The organism is Martinezella rhizogenes, from assembly GCF_007002745.1.
Taxonomy (GTDB): Bacteria; Pseudomonadota; Alphaproteobacteria; order Rhizobiales; family Rhizobiaceae; genus Agrobacterium; species Agrobacterium cucumeris.
This window is the reverse complement of sequence record NZ_SGNY01000001.1, coordinates 566,471-581,125: the sequence shown is the minus strand read 5'-3', so window position 1 is coordinate 581,125 and position 14,655 is coordinate 566,471. Positions and strand designations below refer to the sequence as shown.

Genomic DNA, 14,655 nt, shown 5'->3' with positions numbered 1-14,655 from the left:
TTGGTGCGGACGGCGGGACTTGAACCCGCAAGACCAATGGTCGGCAGATTTTAAGTCTGCTGCGTCTACCGATTTCGCCACGTCCGCATTGCCGCGCCGCTTGCCAATCCGGCTCCGGCGCTGCAACTTGCTTCGTCATTATTCGGTGCAGGATTAAATAGTTCCGATCCCGAATGCCGACAGCGCCTCATCTACACAGGCAGAACGGTTGCGGTCAACGGGGCCTCAGCCACACCAGGACTGATTTTTTGCAGATGCCGGATGTGCCAGTCCTTCGCGTACGAGCTGATCGGCAAAAGAGACACCCGAACGCGAAAGCCGTTTGCGTTCCATGGCTTGCCCGCTGGCACCTGCGGAAGAGGCAACATCGAAGGTACCGGCATTCAGCATGTCGCGGAGCCTGACCTTGGCGACGAAACCGCGCTGGCGTTCTTCCATGCAGCGCGCCCGGTCGATCTGCGGAACCTCGATGCCGGCAAGCTGCATTTTCACGCCCTTCATCCAGAAGGTGTTGCCGTCGGCCACGCAATTGTTAAGCCCGGAGCGGCCACAAAAGGCAAAGGCACCGCTCTTTTCACCGATCGAGATTTTTTCGACCGTGGGACGGGTTTCCGGCAGGATGGCTGCGACCTGGCTCTGCGATGACGTGGATGGCATGGCGATGGAGCGTGGTGGCACCGGCCCGTTGCCGGGCGAAACCGGCGATGCAGGCCGAATGCTCGCTACTTTTTCCGGTGCGGCCGCCTCGCGTTTTGCTGCGGTTGCAAGTTTTGGAGAACTCGTTGTCGCGGGTGTCGCCTTCGCAACATGGCGTTGCGGCAGAAGACTGTCGCGATATTCGTAAGCCTGAATGCCACCGGCGACGACGCCCAGCATCAGCACCCAGGGCCAGACGCTGCCACCAGCCGATTTCTTCGCCGTGCGGCGTCGCCCTGTCGATTTTCGATTGCTCACGATCGGACTCCTTCTTTACGGAGCCGCATTATCGGCCAAAGGAGTTTCCGAAAGGTTGGCATTTTAGAGCATTCGCGTTTTCCTCGAATCGAGAAAACGCTCTAACTCTTTGTTTTGACGCGTTTCCAGACGGAGAACCGCGGTTCACTTTTCCTGAAAGTGCTCGAACAGACCTGTGGATAAACGATCAGCGAACCTGATCGAGAAGTCGCTTGCATTCGAGCAGATCGAACAGGGCTTCCTGAAGCAGCGCCTGATCATCCTTGCCGATGCCCGACTTGCCGACCGATATTTCCGCATCGTTGCCGCCGCCACCGAAGCCGAAGAAACGACCACTTGGCTTGGCCTTCGGGCGGCCGACCACCTCGTCCCCATCGGTATCGATGACGCGCGGTTCGGCGACTTCCTTCTCGCCACTCGCCGCCATGATGGCTTCCATGGTCGCGAGATCACCCGAGGCAATGGCCGCCACGAAACGGTTGCCATTGGCTTTCAGCAGCTTCTGCACACCCTTGATGGTATAACCGTGGTCATAAAGAAGGTGACGAATGCCTTTGAGGAGATCGATATCGTCAGGGCGGTAATAACGGCGGCCCCCGCCCCGTTTCATCGGCTTGATCTGCGGAAAGCGTGTTTCCCAGAAACGCAGCACGTGCTGCGGCAGGTTCAGCTCATCCGCCACTTCACTGATGGTCCGAAACGCGTCGGGGCTTTTGTCCAAATTTCCACTCCCATCCGGACCTGGAGCGCCATGCATCCAGCCGGTGCTGAACAGAACGCCTATCACCAGCCGAACATTCAACCGTCGCGAAAACCGTATCCGATCTTCACGCCGATGCCCGTTACGGCAAGATACCAATTACTAAAATTGATTATGATGCGAGTCGACTGGATTTCAACGGCTTGCACGTTGAAATTCAAGCATGTTCACAAGAAGAATGGGGAAAAGGGCTTGCCATATGGCAAAAATGCCGTGCCGCAGCCGGCTTACGCCCCGGCCTTTTGACCCTTTTGCTTGGCCTTGCGGGCCGTGTGCGCCTTGAGAATACGCTGCTTCAGCACATTCGACGCCTTGAAGGTCATCACCCGGCGCGGCGAAATCGGAACTTCCTCACCCGTTTTCGGGTTGCGGCCGATACGCTCGTTCTTTTCCCGGATCTGGAAGGTCGCGAAGGACGAAAGCTTGACGACCTCACCACGGGTGATTGCGTTGCAAATCTCGTCGATGATCGTCTCGACCAGTTCTGCGGATTCGGTGCGGGACAGCCCGACTTTACGAAACACAGATTCTGCAAGATCTGCGCGTGTCACTGTCTTCCCGGCCATTTTTCCCCACAAACCGTGTCTGAATTTTTCTCTAGGAGCCGCCGAGATTATTTCCCTTGTGGCGACCGGTCAAGGGATTGTTCCAGATTCATTTGAGGCTTTCGGCAATCAGTGCAAGGGCTTAGGGCGCTTGGTGCAGATTTGCCGCAACGACAGGGTGCTCAGGCGCAACGGATCAGGCCTCGACTGCGAAAAACACAACCGATTTCGCGTCAACGCCTGCCCGCGCAATGAATTTACCGTTACCAGCGCAGCAGCACCGCACCCCAGGTGAAACCGCCGCCCATGGCCTCCAGCATGACCAGATCGCCCTTCTTGATGCGACCGTCGCTGGCCGCAACGGCCAGCGCCAGCGGAATGGATGCTGCCGAGGTATTGCCGTGCTTGTCGACGGTAATGACCACCTTTTCCGGATCGATATTGAGCTTCTTCGCCGATCCGTCGATGATGCGCTTGTTGGCCTGATGCGGCACGAGCCAGTCGAGATCATCCGCCGTCGTGCCGGTTGCTTCGAAAGCCTGCTCGATGACGTCGGTGATCATGCCGACGGCATGCTTGAATACTTCGCGGCCTTCCATGCGCAGATGGCCGACGGTGCCAGTCGTCGAAGGCCCGCCATCGACATAAAGCTTTTCCTTGTGCGAACCGTCGGACCGCAGCTGCGCGGTCAGGATGCCGCGATCGTCAGAGGTCCCCTCGCCTTCGCCAGCTTCCAGAACAAGAGCGCCGGCGCCATCGCCGAACAGAACGCAGGTGGTGCGGTCTTTCCAGTCGAGGATGCGCGAGAATGTTTCAGAGCCGATGACCAGAACGCGCTTGGCCATGCCACCGCGAATATAAAGATCGGCGGTCGAGACGGCATAGACGAAACCGGAACAGACGGCCTGCATGTCGAAGGCGAAACCATGGGTCATGCCGAGACGATTCTGGATGTTCACTGCCGTTGCCGGAAAGGTGTTGTCCGGAGTGGAGGTCGCCAGAATGATCAGGTCGATATCATCAGGGGTCAGGCCGGCATTGTCGAGCGCGGCACGGGCCGCAGCTTCACCGAGCGAAGCGGTCGTTTCGCCTTCACCGGCGATATAGCGCTGCCGGATGCCGGTGCGCTGCACGATCCATTCGTCGGTGGTCTCGACGACACCTTCGATTTCGCTGTTGGTCATGACACGCTTCGGAAGCGCTGCCCCGAAACCACGGACTATAGAGCGGATCATTCCCTTATTCCTCGTCAGCCACGAGAGCTTCGGGCGCCGGGGGCGGAAGCCGTCTTGCGTGGTAAATTTTCAGATCATTTTCAATCTTGGCCGTCAGGCCGTTGTGAACCATGTCGTAGCCGACATCCACGGCGGAGGCAAAACCGATGGCATCAGTGCCGCCATGGCTCTTGATGACAATGCCGTTCAGGCCGAGAAACACGCCACCATTGACCTTGCGCGGGTCCATCTTTTCCCTGAGCACGTCAAAGGCGCTTTTCGCCAGGACATAACCGATCTTCGCAAAGAAGCTGCGGGAAATCGCCTCACGCAGCAGCGTGGTGATCTGGCGTGCCGTGCCTTCGGCGGCCTTGAGCGCGATATTGCCGGTGAAACCTTCGGTCACCACCACATCCACCGTGCCCTTGCCGATATCGTCGCCTTCAACGAAACCGCGATAGTCGATGGTACCGAGGTCAGCCTCGCGGATCAGCCGTCCGGCCTCACGCACCTCTTCCTGACCCTTGACCTCCTCAACGCCGACATTCAGCAAGCCGACGGTCGGGCGGTCGATATCGAACAGCGCACGCGCCATGGCGCCGCCCATAAGGGCGAAATCCAGCAATTGCTGGGAATCGGCACCGATCGTTGCGCCGACATCGAGAACGATGCTCTCACCCTTCAAAGTCGGCCAGATGCCGGCGATCGCCGGACGTTCCACCCGCGCCATGGTGCGCAAACAGAATTTGGCCATGGCCATCAGCGCGCCAGTATTGCCGGCGGAGACGACGACATCCGCCTCGCCGAGCTTCACGGCCTCGATGGCGCGCCACATGCTGGAGACGTAGCGGCCACGACGAAGCGCCTGGCTCGGCTTTTCGTCCATGCTGACCGAGACTTCACAATCGTGAAAGACCGACTTTTCCCGAAGTGCGGGATATTGTGCCAGAATGGGGTCGCATTTGCTCTTCTGCCCGTAGAGCAGAAAAGTTACATCGTTGTGCCGTTCAAGCGCCTTGGCGGCACCGGGTATGGCAACATCTGGGCCGAAATCGCCACCCATGACGTCAATTGCAATTCTGATCACTCGTCCCTTATCCTTTTTGCCGCCACTCAAGCGGATTTTGCGCGAAAATACCTTTTCCGGCTTTTGTTACAATAAAATTATTTCAGCCCAACCGGGCCATTCAGTCTTTTTTCCAATCTTTTAACGCGGCGAAAGGCGACGGGCGCTTTTCTTCTTCCGGCTCCTTGTCTGCGGTTTCTGGAAATTCCGCATCCGGCTTGCGCGGATAGGGGTCGATCGCCAGGGCAGCGAATTCGGCAACTGCAGCGCCGACATCGATGCTGTCGCCGATGAACTGGTCGGGAATGTCAGGACCATCGGGGTCGAGTACGATCTCGCCTTCCTCATTGGTGACCATCCGCGCCAGCTTCGATCCCTCCGGCACAAAAATATGCTCAACAGGCTCGTCGATCTTGCTCGTGACCGGCTCCAGCGTCACGACGCAGGACTGGGTCACGGCCGCATGCACCTCGCCCTTGATCTTCACGCCGTCCTTCTTCCAACGGGTAACCTGCAATTCCGCCTTCAGATATTCGACAGAAACCACATTCCAGAATTTCGCCAGCGCCTTCAGCTCCTCGGCGTTGGCTTCCAGACCAATCCTGACGGGATTGGCGGAAATATGGCCTACCTTTACGGGATAGGAAAAAGGCAGGTCGTCATTTGCGGCGTGTCGCGTGTTCATGGTGAACCTCATCGTCCAGGCAAGGGCAGCGTCAGGCTTCCGGTTGCTATTGTTTCTTCGGAGACGGCGGAAAGGGCCGAAGAGGCTTCCATCATCCAGCCCGCCAGCCCGTCCAGCGCCGGCGCCGTCTCGTCTGCCTGCGGATATATATTGCGCCGAAGCGCTGCGGCAAGGGCAACGGGGTCGGATGCATCCAGCGCCGCCGCATAGGATTCGAGCCGTCCGTAAAACATGCCGGCGAATTTCTTCATGCGTTTCGGCACACCCTGGTCACCGATACCGAGTTCACGGATGGAATGATCGATATCCTGAAAAAAGGCGTCAACGATCTCCTGCGCGATCTCCTGACCGCTGACCCCGGAGGACTTGGTGCGACGGAAATAGAGAATCATGATGACCGACAGCATCTCGAAACGGCCCATCACGGTATCGGGAACGCCGAGATCGAGATAAAAACCGGGCGAGCGGGCGGCCGCCGTCAAGGTCTCATATTGCCGGTCGACTATGGCGCGATTGTTGTTTTTCTTCTTGAACAGCCCGAATATCATCGTTTTTTTCCGAACGTGACCGGTGAATTCACTTACCGCCCCTCGCACTTGTTGCATGATCGTCAAAGCTGGTTTACCGAAGCATCCACGAATTGCAATGCTGTCGCGGTCACGTTCGTCTTTCGGCTGAAACAGTCGAAGAGAACCGGAGGAGTTCCAAAAGACCGGGAAAGCATTGAATTTGGGGGGTGATCGGGATTTTCCGTCCCCGGATTGACACAATCATGTGCACAGACACTGTGCACCACGCAATGCCGGAAGGTGCCATTCATGATCGCAGTCGGGGAAAAGCAGTTGAGCAAGCAGAAATCCGCAAGTCACGGCAAAATTCTGAGCAAGACGGCCATCGCAATCGTGCTCGCATCCGGCCTGCTTTCCGCCTGCACCAGCACCACCGACGTGTTCCACAACGGCTACGTCATGGACGAGCAGTCGCTCCAGCTGATCCCAGAAGGCTCCAGCCGCGAACAGGTTCTGCTGACCATGGGCACGCCCTCCACCACGGCGACCTTCGGCAACGAGGTGTTCTATTACATCTCGCAGAAGCGCGTGCGCCGCGCCGCCTTCATGAAGCCGACGCTGGTCGAGCAGAACATTCTCGCCATCTATTTCAACAAGGACGGCGTGATCGAGCGCAAGGCCAATTACGCGCTGCAGGACGGCAAGGTCTTCGACACGATTTCGCGCACCACCCCGACGGGCGGCAAGGATCTCACCTTCCTGCAGCAGCTGCTCTCCGGCGGCACCTCGGGCGCCAACATCGCCAAGAGCATTCTCGGCCAGGGCAACAACACGCCCTGACCGGCAGGCAAAAGAATTCGCAAAAATCAAAGGCCCGAGGATCGCTCCCCGGGCCTTTTTCGTTTGTCAGGCATCAAGCTTTCAGTGGGCAAGAATTGCCAGCAGCAGCAGCGCCACGATATTGGTGATCTTGATGGCCGGATTGACGGCGGGGCCGGCGGTGTCCTTATAGGGGTCGCCGACGGTATCACCCGTCACCGACGCCTTGTGGGCGTCCGAGCCCTTGACGTGGCGCACGCCGTCCTTGTCGATGAAACCATCCTCGAAGCTCTTCTTGGCATTATCCCAGGCGCCACCGCCTGATGTCATGGAAATCGCCACGAACAGGCCGTTGATGATGACGCCGAGCAACGATGCCCCGAGTGCGGCAAAGGCTGACGCCTTGGAGCCCGAGATCAGCAGCACGCCAAAATAAACGACGAGAGGGGCGAGAACCGGCAGAAGCGACGGGATGATCATTTCCCGGATCGCCGCTTTCGTCAGCAGATCGACCGCCCTGCCGTAGTCAGGCTTTTCCGTGCCCGCCATGATGCCGGGTTTTTCGCGGAACTGACGGCGCACTTCCTCGACGATGGCACCTGCCGCCTTGCCCACCGCCGTCATGGCGATGCCGCCGAAGAGGTAGGGGATAAGGCCACCGAACAGCAGGCCGGCAACGACGTAAGGATTGGCAAGGCTGAAGGAAATCTCGCCCATGTCCTTGAAGTAGGGATAGGTATCGCCATTGGCGGCGAAGTAGGACAGGTCGTTGGCATAGGCGGCAAACAGCACCAGCGCGCCGAGGCCGGCAGAGCCGATGGCATAACCCTTGGTGACCGCCTTGGTGGTGTTGCCGACGGCATCCAGCGCGTCGGTCGCCTTGCGCACATCCGGATCAAGGCCGGCCATTTCGGCGATGCCGCCGGCATTGTCCGTGACCGGACCGAAAGCGTCGAGCGCCACGATCATGCCGGCAAGGCCAAGCATGGCGGTGACCGCGATGCCGGTGCCGAACAGGCCGCCGAGCTGGTAGGTGCCGATGATGCCACCGACGATGACGATGGCCGGCAGCGCCGTCGATTCCAGGGAGACGGCAAGCCCCTGGATGACGTTGGTGCCGTGGCCGGTAACCGATGCCTGGGCGATGGAGTTGACCGGGCGCTTGTTGGTGCCGGTATAATATTCGGTGATGACGACGATCAGCGCCGTGACGACCAGGCCGACCAGCCCGCAAAGGAAGAGGTTGGTGCCGGTAATTTCCATTCCGGCGACCGTGCCTATCGTTCCCCAGCCAACCGTTGCATAGGTTGCGACCGCAAGACCGGCGACCGAGAAGATACCGGTGGCGATAAGCCCCTTATAGAGCGCGCCCATGATGGAATTGTTGGTGCCAAGCTTGACGAAGAAGGTACCGGCAATCGAAGTCAGAATGCAGGCGCCGCAGATCGCCAGCGGATAGACCATGGCGCTTTCCAGGATCGGCGTTCCGGCAAAGAAGATCGCGGCGAGAACCATCGTCGCAACAACGGAGACGGCATAGGTCTCGAACAGGTCGGCCGCCATGCCGGCGCAATCGCCGACGTTATCACCGACATTATCGGCAATGGTTGCCGGGTTGCGTGGGTCATCTTCCGGAATGCCGGCCTCGACCTTGCCGACAAGGTCACCGCCGACATCGGCGCCCTTGGTGAAGATGCCGCCGCCGAGACGGGCGAAGATCGAAATCAGCGACGCGCCGAAGCCGAGCGACACCAGCGCGTCGATGACCGCGCGTGATCCGGGCGGATGGCCAAGGACCGAGGTCAGTATGTAATAATAGATGGAAACGCCAAGCAGCGCGAGGCCGGCAACCAGCATGCCGGTAATGGCGCCCGACTTGAAGGCGATATCAAGGCCGGCGCCAAGGCTGTGGGATGCGGCCTGCGCGGTGCGCAGATTGGCGCGCACGGAAACATGCATGCCGACGAAACCGGCAACGCCGGACAGCACCGCGCCGATAACAAAACCGATGGCCGCGATGGCCGACAGCAGATACCAGGCAAGAACGGCGACGATCAATCCGACGATGGCGATGGTGAGATATTGACGGGTGAGATAAGCCTGCGCACCTTCACGGATAAAACCTGCTATTTCACGCATACGCTCGTTGCCCTGATCGGCATCGAGAACGCTCTTGGTCGTCCACACCGCGTACACCACGGACAGGACCCCACATAAAATCACTAACGGTATTACGGTCATGCGCACTTACCTCCCAAAAGGCCGGGTCTCACTCCCTCCCCGGCGCGGCGAACCATGTGCAAGGACATGGGCGTTCACACGCGCACCAGGTCCTGTCGGGGCCGTTTATTCCCCTCCCAAGGAAAAACGACCTGCGCGGCAAGATTGCGTTGGCGAAAGGTGCGGCGTCAAGCCCACAAATTTGCCTGAAACATGAAAGGGGTAGAGAAGGAGTGCGACCTTACGCGGCGGTTTTGCGCTGCCTCAGCAGCAGCGAGAGGACGAGCAGCAGGCAAAGCCCCGCAACCGGCCAGATGACGAGGTTCATCACCGACCAGCCCCACGCCGTAAACACCTTGCCGGAAGAGAAGGACGAGAGCGCTACCGTGCCGAACAGCACGATATCGTGGAAGCCCTGCACCTTGTCCGCCTCATGCGGGCGATAGCTTGACGTGATGATGGCGGTTGCGCCGATGAAGCCGAAATTCCAGCCAAGCCCGAGCAGGATGAGCGCGGCCCAGAAGTTCCACAATTCGATGCCCATATGGGCGATGACGGCGCAGGCCATCAGCACGATGAGGCCGAATGCAACGATTTTTTCCGCACCGAATCGGGAAATCAGCATGCCGGTGAAGAAGCTCGGCGCGAACATGGCCAGAACGTGCCACTGGATGCCGAGCGTGGCGAGTTCGGTGGGGAAACCGCAGCCGACGACCATGGCAAGCGGCGCACCGGTCATCATGAAGGTCATCAGCGCATAAGAACCGATACCGCAGACCATGCCGGTGATGAAACGCTGGGTGCGGACGATTTCCGACAGCGGACGCGCGGCCTCCGTATGGGTGGATGCTGCCTTCGGGTCGGGCAATTTCAGGAAAGCCAGAATGGCGATCGAGACGAGGCCGAGCGGCACCAGTGCGATGAACGCGCCGGCAAAAGTGACCGGTGCGAGCAGATCCTTGCCGAGGATAGCCAGTTGCGGCCCGACGATGGCCGAAATGATGCCGCCTGCCAGAATCCAGGAAATAGCCTTCGGTTTGTAAAAGGATGGCGATGCGTCGGCTGCGGCGAAACGGATTTTTTGCGTGAAACCGCCTGAGATACCGATCAGCAGCAGACCGACGGCAAACAGCCAGAAATCCGTGCGGAAGAGCGCGACTGCGGCGATGCCACCGCCGATCGAGCACATCAGCGCGCCGACCATGAAACCGGCCTTGCGGCCGAGGAAACGGGATGCCGCCGCAACGCAGATGGCACCGAGCGCCACGCCGATATTGAAGCCGGTGAGCGGCGCGGTTGCCAGCGACTTGTCGGCTCCGAGCAGCTGATAACCGGCAAGCGCGCCGACCGAAAAGCTTAAGGGCGCGGCCGACCCCATGATCGCCTGCGCCATGGTGAGGAGGAAGACGTTGCGCTTGGCCTCGCCCAGTTGAACTTCAAGTCCGGGGACGGAAACGGCGCTCATGTCTTCCTCACCTGATGTATTTTAGCGTTTTGCCTCGCCGCGCACCTGCTTGGCGATGCGGTCAAGCACCGCATTCACCAGCTTCGGCTCGTCGTGTTCGAAGAAAGCGCGGGCGATTTCAACATATTCTGTGACGATGACGGCGACCGGCACGTCATTACGCTCAAGGATCTCGAAGGTGCCGGCGCGAAGAATGGCGCGCACGGTGGCATCGAGACGCGACAGCGGCCAGTCTTCCAGAAGGGCGGAACGCACCAGTGGGTCGATCTTCGTCTGGTCACGGACGACGCCGGAGACGATGGAGCGGAACCACGACGGATCGGCCTTCAGATAGGTATCGCCATCGACTTCCTGACCGAGACGGTGCGCCTCATATTCGGCCACCACTTCCATCACGCCGGTGCCGCCGACATCCATCTGGTAAAGCGCCTGCACGGCCGCAAGGCGGGCCGCGCCGCGCTGGTTGGCCGGCTTTACCGAAGGCTGGCGCGGTTCGCCGCCATTATCAACATTCGACATGCGCTCAGCCACCCAGTTTCTTCTTCAGCTCGATCATGGTCAGCGCCGCACGGGCGGCAAAACCGCCCTTGTCCTTGTCGGAACGGCGCACGCGCGCCCAGGCCTGCTCGTCATTTTCAACGGTGAGGATACCGTTGCCGATCGGCAGCGATTCGCTGACGGCGAGATCCATCAGGGCGCGGGAGGATTCGTTGGAGACGATATCGAAGTGGTAGGTCTCGCCGCGAATGACCATGCCGAGTGCGACGAAACCGTCATATTCCGTGCCGTCATTGTCGGCGCCATCAAGCGCCATGGCGATGGCGGCGGGAATTTCCAGCGCGCCGGGAACGGTGATGACGTCATAGGTGGCGCCGGCCTCATCGAGCGCGAACTTCGCGCCTTCGAGAAGGGCATCCGCCATATCGTCGTAAAAACGTGCTTCCACGATAAGAAGATGAGGTTTGGACATGTGAGGGTTCCTGGGGATTTTCCCGAAAAGCTTACGCCGGATCATACCGGCTTTTGCGGCGGTCAAACCACGGCTGGCCGTTCTTGGCAAGTATTTTCATGCATCGCCCACGCAGCATGGCCCGTTTGCGGGGTATCCCGCAAGGCTTGATGTCTCTGCGGCGCGGATGAAAAATCAGCTTTTCTGGAAAGCCAGATGCACGCCAAGCCCCATCAGCACCGTTCCGGCAGCGCGCCGGGCCAGAGCCTGCACGGCGCTCGACCGCTTCAGACGCCCGACCATCGCGCCCGCCAGAAGCACGCCGACGAGATCGGCGGAGGAGAAAATGAAATTGACGGCAATGCCGAGGATCAGGAACTGCAGCCAGACCGGGAAAGCGGCCGCCGGATCCACGAATTGCGGCAGGAAGGCCAGAAAGAACAGCGCCGTCTTCGGATTAAGGACATCAACGATGATACTGTCGATGAAAGCCCGACGCGCCGATTTCGGCTCGATGGTGAGATTGACCGCCTCCCCTTCCAGCTTGCTACGCAGCATCGAGAAACCCAGCCAGATAAGATAAAGCGCCCCGCACAGCTTCACCGCGAGGTAAAGCCATGGAACCGCCTGAAACAGCACGGAGAGACCGGCCGCAGCGGCGAAGATATGAAAATAGCAGCCGACATGGATGCCGAGTACCGCCATCAGCCCGGCAAACCGACCCCGCGCCATGGTCTGTGCCGCCGCGTAAAGCATGGCCGGACCGGGAATATAGGCGAACAGGGCGGTGGTTATGAAAAAGGCTGTCAGCAGTTCAAAAGACGGCATGATGTATGTTCCCTACCCTGTTTGGCGCGCAGTCGATCTCAAACGGCTGAATGACGTCTTTACAATCTTTCCGGTTCGACCGGAAGTGTGGCGGCGACCAACACCGATCACGATCAAACTCGCTGCTCCTCCTCCGTCATGCCGGACTTGATCCGGCATCCAGCCGACGCGCGTCTGTGCGGCGAAAGGAGTCTTCTCAGCCCAAGGACTTGGGCTGGCTGGATTCCGGCTCAAGGCCGGAATGACGGGAGAAGGAAGAGTCCGCGAACATAATAAAACGCCGAGCCTCGCCAGCTTACGCCGAGGGAAATTCCGCAAGCCGTGCGGCATAACGCGCCATCGTATCGACTTCGAAATTGACGAAGTCTCCGGGCTGGCGCTCGCCCCACGTCGTCACAGTCAGCGTGTGGCGGATGAGCAGCACGTCGAAATCGGTGCCTTCGACGGCATTGACGGTCAGCGAAGTGCCGTCGAGCGCCACGGAACCCTTGGGCGCCACGAATTTTGCCAGATGGTCCGGCGCGCGCAGGCGGATACGTACCGCTTCGCCTTCCGGCTCTACGGCCAGGATTTCCGCCTTGCCATCGACATGCCCGGAGACGATGTGACCGCCAAGCTCGTCGCCGATCTTCAGCGCCCGCTCCAGATTGACATGGGTGCCCTGTTTCCAGCCGGCAATCGTTGTCAGGCGCAGCGCCTCTTCCCAGGCCTCGACCTCATACCAGCGCTCGTTGCTGCCGTCTTCCGGCAGCCTCGTCACCGTCAGGCAAATGCCGCCATGGGAGATGGATGCACCCATATCGATGGTCTTGGGATCGTAATTGGTCGCCACCCGCAGACGAATGCCTTCAGCCAGGGCTTCCAGCTCGGAAACGGTTCCAACGTCGGTGACAATTCCGGTAAACATCAAATCGGCCTTTCATAATCGAAGCAGCGATCCGGCCCATAGGCGGTTTCACTGACCAAAGCATAATCGCCCGTGATATCGGCACGGCGGAGCGGCGTTTCAATGCCGCCCTCACCGATCACGACAGGGCTTTCGAACAGCATGATACGGTCCACCAGCCCGGCTTCAAGGAATGATTTTGCGGCAAAGGCACCGCCTTCGACCAGAAGTTCCGACATGCCGCTATCGGCAAGGACGTGGAGGAGGTTTTCGAGGGTTGTGGCTTCGAGGATCTGGACGCCGGCGTTGGTGAGGAGTTGGCGCTTTGACTCGCGGTTACCCCCCTCTGCCCTGCCGGGCATCTCCCCCTCAAGGGGGGAGATCGATGGAGCGGCGTGTTGCCCGACATCAACAGCTGGCGAATGAGACCCCGGCTCAAAATTTGAGCGAGCGGACAGCCCCTTGCCGATCTCCCCCCTTGAGGGGGAGATGCCCGGCAGGGCAGAGGGGGGTAAAGCCGCAACCACCACCGGCACCTCCCGCGCACTCCGCACCAGCTTCGACGTCAACGGCAATTCAAACTGCCGGTCCAGCACGATGCGCACCGGCGAGCGCTGCTCCATGCCGGTGATCCGCACCGTCAGCTCCGGGTCATCCGCAATCGCGGTCCTGATGCCGACGAGAATACAATCGCAACGCGCCCGCAGCTCATGCACGGCATGGCGAGCCTCGGGACCGGTGATCGCCACCTGCCCCTCGCCTTTCCTGCCGATCATGCCATCGGCGGAAACGGCAAGCTTCAGAATCACATGCGGGCGTTTTTTCATCTGGCGCGTGAGGTAACCGGCAAGCGCCCTCTTACCCTCATCACGCAGCAGGCCGGTTTCCACGACAATGCCGGCATCGCGCAAAATCGTATAACCACGGCCGGAAACACGCTCATCCGGATCATCCACCGCCACCACGACACGGGCGACGCCGTATTCCACCAGGGCATTGGCGCATGGCGGGGTCTTGCCCCAGTGCGAGCATGGTTCGAGCGTCACATAGGCGGTAGCACCACGGGCCGCCTCGCCGGCGATTTCCAGCGCCTGACGTTCGGCATGGGGGCGACCGCCGATGGCAGTCACCGCTTCGGCGATGATTTTCCCGTCCTTGACGAGAACACAGCCGACCGAGGGGTTGGTCAGCGTCTGGCCCTGGTGGCGAAGCGAAACCTCGATGGCGCGGGCCATGAACCTTTCGTCATCGGCACGGCTCGTCACGGCTAGACTCCGGCGTCCGTGTCGCGGGCGATCTTGGCGTTGATTTCGGCAATCACGTTTTCAAAATCCTCGGCATGGCTGAAATCGCGATAGACCGAGGCATAACGCACGAAGGCCACGTCATCGAGGCTTTTCAGCGCTTCGAGAACCTGCAGGCCGATTTCTTCCGAGGGAATTTCCGTCTCGCCGGAGCTTTCGAGACGACGGGCAATGCCTGACACGGCCCGCTCGATCCGGTCGCGGTCAACCGGGCGCTTGCGCAGCGCGATCTCGAAGGATCGCACCAGCTTTTCCCGGTCGAAGGGCAGCTTGCGGCCGCTTTTCTTGATGACCATCAGCTCGCGCAGTTGCACGCGCTCATAGGTCGTGAAGCGGCCGCCGCAATCGGGGCAGATGCGCCGCCGGCGGATGGAGGTGTTGTCCTCCGCCGGACGCGAGTCCTTGACCTGTGTGTCTTCGGAACCGCAAAATGGGCAGCGCATCGTCTTTT

17 protein-coding genes and 1 tRNA gene are annotated in these 14,655 nt (G+C 59.9%); 2 read left to right on the top strand and 16 right to left on the bottom strand.

The annotated features are described in order from the left end of the window. Position 1: 1 nt before the first annotated feature. The 3 genes from EXN68_RS02945 to EXN68_RS02935 form a co-directional block, all read right to left on the bottom strand. Positions 2-87: transfer RNA gene (locus EXN68_RS02945), tRNA-Leu, on the bottom strand. Between the two features lie 138 nt (positions 88-225). Beyond that, complete coding sequence (locus EXN68_RS02940) at positions 226-954, bottom strand: nuclease (protein WP_142839557.1); 729 nt, start codon at positions 952-954, stop codon at positions 226-228. Between the two features lie 187 nt (positions 955-1,141). Further along, a complete protein-coding gene (locus EXN68_RS02935) occupies positions 1,142-1,675 on the bottom strand; it encodes a MerR family transcriptional regulator (RefSeq protein WP_142839556.1) in 534 nt (177 codons plus the stop codon). A 30-nt stretch (positions 1,676-1,705) separates the two neighbouring features. Here EXN68_RS02935 and EXN68_RS02930 point away from each other — a divergent pair, with 30 nt between their 5' ends. Further along, positions 1,706-1,960 carry a hypothetical protein gene (locus EXN68_RS02930; protein WP_142839555.1) on the top strand — a complete coding sequence of 85 codons (255 nt, stop codon included), beginning with the start codon at positions 1,706-1,708 and terminating at the stop codon, positions 1,958-1,960. On the opposite strand, the gene EXN68_RS02925 is transcribed toward EXN68_RS02930, so the two are convergent. The 5 genes from EXN68_RS02925 to EXN68_RS02905 all read right to left on the bottom strand — a co-directional run bounded on the left by EXN68_RS02925 (position 1,942) and on the right by EXN68_RS02905 (position 5,772). Then, a complete protein-coding gene (locus tag EXN68_RS02925; RefSeq protein ID WP_003502236.1) occupies positions 1,942-2,280 on the bottom strand; it encodes an integration host factor subunit alpha in 339 nt (112 codons plus the stop codon). The genes EXN68_RS02930 and EXN68_RS02925 overlap by 19 nt on opposite strands. Before the next feature lie 242 nt (positions 2,281-2,522). Beyond that, on the bottom strand, positions 2,523-3,494 hold the full coding sequence (locus EXN68_RS02920; RefSeq protein ID WP_046798878.1) for a beta-ketoacyl-ACP synthase III: 972 nt from the start codon (positions 3,492-3,494) through the stop codon (positions 2,523-2,525). Between the two features lie 4 nt (positions 3,495-3,498). Beyond that, positions 3,499-4,560: a phosphate acyltransferase PlsX gene (gene plsX, locus EXN68_RS02915; RefSeq protein WP_003496661.1), complete on the bottom strand. Its 1,062-nt coding sequence runs from the start codon at positions 4,558-4,560 to the stop codon at positions 3,499-3,501. A gap of 100 nt (positions 4,561-4,660) precedes the next feature. Next, on the bottom strand, positions 4,661-5,224 hold the full coding sequence (locus tag EXN68_RS02910) for a YceD family protein (protein ID WP_142839554.1): 564 nt from the start codon (positions 5,222-5,224) through the stop codon (positions 4,661-4,663). Between the two features lie 8 nt (positions 5,225-5,232). Then, positions 5,233-5,772: a ubiquinol-cytochrome C chaperone family protein gene (locus EXN68_RS02905; RefSeq protein ID WP_142839553.1), complete on the bottom strand. Its 540-nt coding sequence runs from the start codon at positions 5,770-5,772 to the stop codon at positions 5,233-5,235. Between the two features lie 270 nt (positions 5,773-6,042). On the opposite strand from EXN68_RS02905, the gene EXN68_RS02900 reads away from it, so the two are divergent. Next, a complete protein-coding gene (locus EXN68_RS02900) occupies positions 6,043-6,573 on the top strand; it encodes an outer membrane protein assembly factor BamE (RefSeq protein ID WP_046798876.1) in 531 nt (176 codons plus the stop codon). 81 nt (positions 6,574-6,654) lie between these two features. On the opposite strand, the gene EXN68_RS02895 is transcribed toward EXN68_RS02900, so the two are convergent. From EXN68_RS02895 to nrdR, 8 genes are all read right to left on the bottom strand, one after another. Further along, the gene (locus tag EXN68_RS02895) at positions 6,655-8,793 is read right to left on the bottom strand and encodes a sodium-translocating pyrophosphatase (protein ID WP_142839552.1); all 2,139 of its coding nucleotides are present in this window, start codon (positions 8,791-8,793) and stop codon (positions 6,655-6,657) included. A gap of 220 nt (positions 8,794-9,013) precedes the next feature. After that, positions 9,014-10,237, bottom strand: a complete 1,224-nt coding sequence (locus EXN68_RS02890) for an MFS transporter (RefSeq protein ID WP_142839551.1) — start codon at positions 10,235-10,237, stop codon at positions 9,014-9,016. 21 nt (positions 10,238-10,258) lie between these two features. Beyond that, on the bottom strand, positions 10,259-10,756 hold the full coding sequence (nusB, locus tag EXN68_RS02885) for a transcription antitermination factor NusB (RefSeq protein ID WP_046798873.1): 498 nt from the start codon (positions 10,754-10,756) through the stop codon (positions 10,259-10,261). Between the two features lie 4 nt (positions 10,757-10,760). Beyond that, positions 10,761-11,207 (bottom strand): 6,7-dimethyl-8-ribityllumazine synthase, encoded by a 447-nt coding sequence (locus EXN68_RS02880; protein WP_020809943.1) that lies wholly within the window; start codon positions 11,205-11,207, stop codon positions 10,761-10,763. 174 nt (positions 11,208-11,381) lie between these two features. Beyond that, entirely contained in the window at positions 11,382-12,014 is a 633-nt protein-coding gene (locus EXN68_RS02875) for a LysE family translocator (RefSeq protein ID WP_065115375.1), read from the bottom strand. Positions 12,015-12,309: 295 nt separating this feature from the next. Next, positions 12,310-12,921 (bottom strand): riboflavin synthase, encoded by a 612-nt coding sequence (locus EXN68_RS02870; protein ID WP_110759266.1) that lies wholly within the window; start codon positions 12,919-12,921, stop codon positions 12,310-12,312. After that, entirely contained in the window at positions 12,921-14,165 is a 1,245-nt protein-coding gene (gene ribD / locus EXN68_RS02865) for a bifunctional diaminohydroxyphosphoribosylaminopyrimidine deaminase/5-amino-6-(5-phosphoribosylamino)uracil reductase RibD (protein ID WP_142839550.1), read from the bottom strand. The genes EXN68_RS02870 and ribD overlap by 1 nt, the downstream gene beginning before the upstream one ends. Before the next feature lie 2 nt (positions 14,166-14,167). After that, a complete protein-coding gene (gene nrdR / locus EXN68_RS02860; RefSeq protein ID WP_006312828.1) occupies positions 14,168-14,647 on the bottom strand; it encodes a transcriptional regulator NrdR in 480 nt (159 codons plus the stop codon). Positions 14,648-14,655: the final 8 nt, after the last annotated feature.

What these genes read in the sequence shown, in the direction of transcription:
- EXN68_RS02890 (WP_142839551.1), bottom strand. Translation starts at nt 10,237, where the DNA reads ATGAGCGCCGTTTCCGTCCCCGGACTTGAAGTTCAACTGGGCGAGGCC.
- EXN68_RS02875 (WP_065115375.1), bottom strand. Translation starts at nt 12,014, where the DNA reads ATGCCGTCTTTTGAACTGCTGACAGCCTTTTTCATAACCACCGCCCTG.
- EXN68_RS02925 (WP_003502236.1), bottom strand. Translation starts at nt 2,280, where the DNA reads ATGGCCGGGAAGACAGTGACACGCGCAGATCTTGCAGAATCTGTGTTT.
- EXN68_RS02880 (WP_020809943.1), bottom strand. Translation starts at nt 11,207, where the DNA reads ATGTCCAAACCTCATCTTCTTATCGTGGAAGCACGTTTTTACGACGAT.
- EXN68_RS02900 (WP_046798876.1), top strand. Translation starts at nt 6,043, where the DNA reads ATGATCGCAGTCGGGGAAAAGCAGTTGAGCAAGCAGAAATCCGCAAGT.
- EXN68_RS02920 (WP_046798878.1), bottom strand. Translation starts at nt 3,494, where the DNA reads ATGATCCGCTCTATAGTCCGTGGTTTCGGGGCAGCGCTTCCGAAGCGT.
- nrdR (WP_006312828.1), bottom strand. Translation starts at nt 14,647, where the DNA reads ATGCGCTGCCCATTTTGCGGTTCCGAAGACACACAGGTCAAGGACTCG.
- nusB (WP_046798873.1), bottom strand. Translation starts at nt 10,756, where the DNA reads ATGTCGAATGTTGATAATGGCGGCGAACCGCGCCAGCCTTCGGTAAAG.
- EXN68_RS02905 (WP_142839553.1), bottom strand. Translation starts at nt 5,772, where the DNA reads ATGATATTCGGGCTGTTCAAGAAGAAAAACAACAATCGCGCCATAGTC.
- EXN68_RS02870 (WP_110759266.1), bottom strand. Translation starts at nt 12,921, where the DNA reads ATGTTTACCGGAATTGTCACCGACGTTGGAACCGTTTCCGAGCTGGAA.
- EXN68_RS02910 (WP_142839554.1), bottom strand. Translation starts at nt 5,224, where the DNA reads ATGAACACGCGACACGCCGCAAATGACGACCTGCCTTTTTCCTATCCC.
- EXN68_RS02930 (WP_142839555.1), top strand. Translation starts at nt 1,706, where the DNA reads ATGCATCCAGCCGGTGCTGAACAGAACGCCTATCACCAGCCGAACATT.
- EXN68_RS02895 (WP_142839552.1), bottom strand. Translation starts at nt 8,793, where the DNA reads ATGACCGTAATACCGTTAGTGATTTTATGTGGGGTCCTGTCCGTGGTG.